This is a genomic window from Pseudoalteromonas sp. DY56-GL79 (assembly GCF_041414765.1).
GTDB classification, from domain to species: domain Bacteria; phylum Pseudomonadota; class Gammaproteobacteria; order Enterobacterales; family Alteromonadaceae; genus Pseudoalteromonas; species Pseudoalteromonas piscicida.
The window spans coordinates 1-757 of the sequence record NZ_JANHZS010000063.1; the positions used below are offsets into that span (position 1 = coordinate 1).

Genomic DNA, 757 nt, shown 5'->3' on the forward strand with positions numbered 1-757 from the left:
GAATCAACACCACCAGATAAACCAAGGATAACTTCGTCATCCCCTACTTTCTCTTTGATACGCTCAATTGCATCTTCAATGATTTGCTCAGGCGTCCATAGTTTTTCACAACCACAGATATCAATTGCAAAGCGCTCTAGTAAACGCAAACCTTGCTGAGTGTGCGTTACTTCTGGGTGGAACTGTACACCGTAGAAACGCTTTTCTTCCCAAGACATTGCCGCATGAGGGCAAGTATCCGTTTTCGCTGAAGTTTTGAATGTATCTGGAATTTTAGCTACTTTATCGCCATGGCTCATCCACACGTCTAGGTAACCTGCACCATCTTCGATGTGATCTTCAATCGCTTCAAATAGCTTACAGTCACCTACTTTCTCTACTTTTGCGTAGCCGAATTCTTTTTTATCTGAGCTATGTACCTGACCACCAAGCTGCATTGCCATCGTCTGCATACCATAACAGATACCCAGTACAGGCACACCGGCTTCGAATACGTAATCTGGTGCTTTTGGGCTACCTTCAAGCGTTGTTGACTCTGGGCCACCTGATAGAATGATACCTTGAGGATTGAACTCACGGATTTGCTCTTCTGTCACATCCCAAGCCCAAAGTTCACAGTAAACACCAATTTCACGTACACGACGTGCAATTAGCTGAGTGTATTGCGAACCAAAGTCTAAGATCAAAATTCGGGAATCGTGGATATCTTTGCTCATTGATAATCTCGTTAGTTAGGAACTAAACAGGATAAAGCCGC

Annotated in this window: 1 protein-coding gene; it reads right to left on the minus strand. The window is 43.9% G+C overall.

The features are described from left to right. Nucleotides 1–716 (minus strand): glutamine-hydrolyzing GMP synthase (guaA, locus tag NO992_RS23350; RefSeq protein ID WP_371380809.1); only part of this gene is annotated, 716 nt, incomplete at its 3' end. Nucleotides 717–757 lie beyond the last annotated feature (41 nt).